We start from the raw sequence: 4,148 nt of genomic DNA on the forward strand, positions 1-4,148 counted from the left end.
ACCGCCTCGATGATGGCGGGTCCATCCTGGGAGATGAGCTCATCCACGGTGACGTCCGGCCACCGACGCCCCTGGGGCGGGCGCTCCGAGTAGCTGATGCCGCGCCACTCCACGCTGAAGCAGTCGAAGCCGGCCTCGGTGAGGTAGTGGGCCAGGGAGTAGGGCGGCTCGAAGTCGAAGGTGCAGCGATTGGCGGCGAGCCCGTGACACAGCAGCACGGGCTCCTCGAAGCGCCGGTGCGGGGCGCGCCGCTCATGGACGGTCAGCTCCCAGCCGTCCTGGCAGCGGACCTTCAGGCGCTCTGGAGGCGTCGTGCGCAGGCGGTACCACCAGCGCACCCCGAGCACCCACAGGACATTCACCCCCGCGAGGACGAGCACCGCTCCCAACACCCACAGGGTCCAACGCACTGCGTCCATCTCCCCTCCGCGAATCGGGCAAATAAAACCCTGCTATGGTCCGTTCATCCGCGCGTTGCCCGGAACGGTCGAGTTCCACCCCACGAGGTAGGAGAACGCATGAGACCCCACAAGTTGATGTTCATCCTGCCCAACCTGTTCACGGTCACCTCCATCCTCTGTGGCTTCTACGCGATGACGCTGTGCGCGGGGCAGGCGGGCCCCACGCAGTTCTATCAGGCGGCCCTGGCCATCCTCTTCGCCATGTTCTTCGACGGGTTTGACGGCCGTGTTGCCCGCCTGACGAAGACCCAGAGCGACTTCGGGATGCAGCTCGACAGCCTGGCGGACGTGGTGTCGTTCGGCGCCGCGCCCGGCCTCCTGGTCTACAAGTGGGCGCTGGAGCCCCTCGGCTTTGCCGGTCTGTTCCTCGCCTTCGCCTTCGCCGCCTGCGGCGCGCTGCGACTCGCCCGCTTCAACGTGCTCGCCATGCGCAGCCCCCAGGGGGGCGGGGGCAGCTTCTTCGTCGGCCTGCCCATCCCCCTGGCCGCCGGCGTGCTCGTCTCGATGATCATCGCCCACCATGCCGCCACCAGCGGGGCGGTGCTCGAGGATGCGGCCCGGGGCCCCGTGGCCGTGGCGTCCACCCTGCTCGCGCTGCTGATGGTGTCCACCGTCCGCTACCGGACCTTCAAGGACCTGCGCCTGTCTCCTCGTTCGGCGCTCGTGCTGATGCTGATGCTGGCCAGTGGCGTCATCATCGGCACCCGGTTCCACCCGGCCTATGTGCTGGTGGCCTACTCGTTCGCCTACCTGACCTTCGGCCTCATCGAGTCCGCCTTCCTGGTGCGCCGGCACCTCGTCTCCCGGAAGCTCGGCGGCGGGGTGGCCCTGGCCGCGACCGTCCTGGAGGAAGAGGACGAGGACCTCGAGGACGAGCAGGAAGTGGCGTAGCTCCCGCGGCTTGGTGCGTGCTGGGGGAGGCGCGTGCGGCTAGGATGCGCCGCCCATGCGCGTCGAGCTGCTGTGCACCGGTGACGAGCTCGTCACCGGACTGACTCCCGACACCAACAGCCCCTACCTGGAGGCGCGGCTCTTCGAGCTGGGCATCAAGGTGACACGGGTGGTGCTGGTGGGAGATGTGCGCGAGGACATCTCGCGCGCCCTGTGCGAGGCCGCCGCCCGCGCGGAGGTGGTCATCGTCTCGGGCGGGCTGGGCCCCACCTCGGACGACTTCACCGCCGAGTGCGCCGCGAAGGCCGCGGGCGTGCCGCTCGTCGAGGACGCCCGGACACTCCAGTTCCTCCGCGAGCGAGCCGCGAAGCGGGGCCGGGAGCTGACACCCAACGTGGCCCGCATGGCGCTCGTGCCCGAGGGCTCGGAGGTGGTGCCCAACCCCGTGGGCGCCGCGCCCCTCTTCATCGTCAGGATGGATGGCTGCCGGCTCTTCTTCCTCCCGGGCGTACCCCGCGAGTACCGGGCGTTGGTGGACGGCGAGGTGCTGCCGCGCGTGCGCACGGAGCTGGAGAAACAGTCGGAGCGCACCCACCGGGCATTCCGCCTGCTGCGCACGGTGGGCATCCCCGAGTCCGTGCTCGACGCGCGCGTGGCCCCGCTGGCCGCGGCGCACCCCCGGGTGGTGTTCGGCTTTCGCACGCACGCGCCGGAGAACCAGCTCAAGCTGATGGCGGAGGCTCCCTCCCAGGCCGAGGCCGAGGCGGCCCTGGCCGCCGCCGAATCCGCTGCCCGGGCGGAGCTGGGCCTCGCGGTGTACGGCGCGGACGGAGACACCTACACGGGCGTAGTGGCGAGGCTGCTGACGGAGGCCCGGGCCACGCTGGCGCTGGCCGAGAGCTGCACCGGAGGCCTCATCGCGTCGCAGCTCACCGCGGTGCCGGGGGCGAGCAGCTTCCTGATAGGCGGCACGGTCGTCTACACCGAGCAGATGAAGATGGCGTGGGCCGGGGTGCCGGCCGAGCTGCTGGAGCGCCACGGGGCCGTGTCGAGTCCAGTGGCGGTGGCGATGGCCGAGGGCATCCGCGCCGCCTGCAAGACAACCCATGGCCTGTCCGTGACGGGCTTCGCGGGCCCGACGGGGGGCACTGCCGAGGACCCCGTGGGCACTGTCTATTGTGCGCTCGCCACGGAGGGGGCTCCCACCCGCTGCGAGCGCTTCTCCATTTCAGGCGATCGAGAGCTCGTGCGTCTCTTCGCCGCCTCCTATGCGCTCGAGCTGCTGCGTGAGCGCCTGCTGACCGCGCCTTCCGCCCCATGAGCCGCTCCAAGTCCAAGCGTCCCAAGCCGTCCGCCCCGTCCCGAGAGCGAGAGCCCGCCTCGCCCACTTCCGAGGTGCCCACCGAATCCCGGACGGCCTCACCCGCGCCCGAGCGTCCCTCCGAGGCAGGCGCTCCGACGACGCCCCAGGAGCACACGGTCCCCCCGGGCGCGGGAGGCGGCGGGGTGGGGGCGGCGCTGCGCATGTGGCTCGCGGCGTACCGGGTGGAGGTGGTGCTCTTCCTGGTGAGCTTCGCGGTGCTGGCCAGCTTCAGCTCGCAGCGTTTCCTGCGGCAGAGCGAGGCCCCGCACTTCGTGTACCAGGCGAAGGCGTGGCTGGAGGGGCGGCTGGACCTGGACCCAGAGGTGCTGCCGAACCTCGAGGACTGGGCGTGCGTGCGCGAGGTGTCGGGGCAGAAGGTGCGGTGCGAGGGCCGGCCCCGGGCGGGAGATCGCTGGTTCGTGAGCTTCCCGTCCTTCCCGGCGGTGGTGATGCTGCCCTTCGTGGCGCTGCACGGCTACCAGTTCAACGACACCTCATTCGGGGTCATCGTCGGAGCGCTGGCGGTGGCGCTCTTCTATGCGTTGGTGCGCTTCCTCGCGAAGCAGGGGGAGACGACGCGAGACCGCACGGAAAACGTGGGGTTGGCGCTCATCCTCGCCTTCGGCACGCTCTTCTTCTACGCCTCCATCCGCGGCGAGGTGTGGTTCAGCGCCGAGGTCATGGGCGTGGCCTTCACCTGCCTCTACGTGCGCAACGCGGTGCGCGCGCACCGGCCGGTGCTGGCGGGCCTCTTCTTCTCCATGGCCACGCTCACGCGCACGCCGCTGCTGTTCTCCGGCCTCTTATTCGTCCTGGAGGCGCTGTGCCCCGGGCCGGACCGGCTCACGCAGCTGCGCGAGCTGGGCGCGCACGGCAAGCCCGCGTTGCGCAAGCTGGGCCTGTTCGCCCTGGGGGCCGCGCCGCTCGCGCTCCTGGCGGCGGCCTACAACCTCTACCGCTTCGGCAGCCTGAGCGAGTTCGGCCACGCGTTCCTCTACAACAACCGCGTCAACGTGGACATCGACCGCTGGGGCCTCTTCAACCCGGTCTACCTCCAGCGCAACCTGGAGGCGGCCTTCCTCAAGCTGCCGAGCATCTCGCTGAGCCCACTGCGCCTGGGCTACGACCCGCACGGCCTGTCGCTGCTGCTGACGCTGCCACTGCTCGTCTTCCTGGTGGTGCCGAAGCTGCGTCCACGCCTGCACTGGCCGCTGTGGCTCACCGTGGCCGTCATCTCGCTGCCCGGGCTCTTCTACCAGAACACCGGGTACATGCAGTTCGGCTTCCGGTTCAGCATCGACTACACGCCCTACCTCCTGCTCCTCTTCGCCATCGGCGGCTGGTCGCTGCGCAACCGGGCCGTGCTGGCGGCAGTGGCGCTCGGGGTGCTGGTGAACTTCTGGGGCGCGGTGGCCTTCCGGGGCTTCACCGAG

The 4,148-nt window shown here is 70.4% G+C and carries 4 protein-coding genes; 3 read left to right on the plus strand and 1 reads right to left on the minus strand.

Annotated elements, in window-relative coordinates; all coding sequences use genetic code 11:
- Positions 1–419: alpha/beta fold hydrolase (locus VF697_RS33105; protein ID WP_331101275.1), on the minus strand; the 419-nt coding region annotated here is incomplete at its 3' end.
- 99 nt (positions 420–518) lie between these two features.
- Between VF697_RS33105 and pssA the strand changes: the two genes are divergently transcribed.
- From pssA to VF697_RS33120, 3 genes are all read left to right on the plus strand, one after another.
- Entirely contained in the window at positions 519–1,352 is an 834-nt protein-coding gene (pssA, locus tag VF697_RS33110) for a CDP-diacylglycerol--serine O-phosphatidyltransferase (RefSeq protein ID WP_331101277.1), read from the plus strand.
- Positions 1,353–1,407: 55 nt separating this feature from the next.
- Complete coding sequence (locus tag VF697_RS33115; RefSeq protein ID WP_331101279.1) at positions 1,408–2,673, plus strand: competence/damage-inducible protein A; 1,266 nt, start codon at positions 1,408–1,410, stop codon at positions 2,671–2,673.
- Positions 2,670–4,148 (plus strand): hypothetical protein (locus tag VF697_RS33120; protein WP_331101281.1); only part of this gene is annotated, 1,479 nt, incomplete at its 3' end. The genes VF697_RS33115 and VF697_RS33120, both read left to right, overlap by 4 nt.

This window comes from Archangium sp., assembly GCF_036388035.1.
In the GTDB taxonomy this organism is placed as follows: Bacteria; Myxococcota; Myxococcia; order Myxococcales; family Myxococcaceae; genus Archangium.

Excerpts from the sequence above, each read along its gene's own strand:
- pssA (WP_331101277.1), top strand. The coding sequence starts at position 519 with ATGAGACCCCACAAGTTGATGTTCATCCTGCCCAACCTGTTCACGGTC.
- VF697_RS33115 (WP_331101279.1), top strand. The coding sequence starts at position 1,408 with ATGCGCGTCGAGCTGCTGTGCACCGGTGACGAGCTCGTCACCGGACTG.